General features: G+C 59.1%; 1 pseudogene. It reads left to right on the top strand.

Annotated elements, in window-relative coordinates:
* Positions 1–611, top strand: a pseudogene (locus OKB81_RS20705) (IS4-like element ISAeme15 family transposase); the annotation flags it as partial.

Raw genomic sequence — 611 nt, 5'->3', positions numbered from 1 at the left:
CACTATCCGCCGACGCCGCTTACCTTCTGATATGGTCTTGTGGCTCGTCGTGGGGATGGCCTTTTTCCGCAATGAGCCCATCTCCGAGGTCGCTCGGCGCCTCAACATCTGTGCAGAAGGGTTGGCCAATGATGCCTTGCTCGCGGACAGTGCCCTGTCTCAGGCCCGTCAGCGACTCGGCAAACAGCCGCTCGAGTGGCTGTTCAAACAGTGCGCCGATGTGTGGGGGCGGGAACGTTATCCTGAAGACCATTGGCACGGTTTACAGGTCTTTGCCATCGATGGGGCCCTGTTCCGAACCCAGGATATGCCTGAACTCAGAGCACATTTCGGCTCGGGTAACACCTCAACCAACCGGCAGACACCCTACCCGATGCTGCGGTTGGTCACGCTCATGAATGTCCGCTCGCATGTCATTGCCAACGCGGCCATCAGCCCGTACCGCAAAGGGGAAATCCCCCTGGCCAGCGAGTTCATTCACTCATTGCCGGACAAGTCAGTGACCCTGCTGGATAAAGGCTTCTTCGGTGCCGACCTGTTGCTGCGTATTCAGGCCGAAGACACCGACCGTCACTGGCTCATCCCGGAACGCAAGGGGCTGGTATACACGG

The organism is Aeromonas sp. QDB56, assembly GCF_027705505.1.
GTDB classification, from domain to species: Bacteria; Pseudomonadota; Gammaproteobacteria; order Enterobacterales; family Aeromonadaceae; genus Aeromonas; species Aeromonas caviae.
This window is presented reverse-complemented; position numbering and strand designations above follow the sequence as displayed.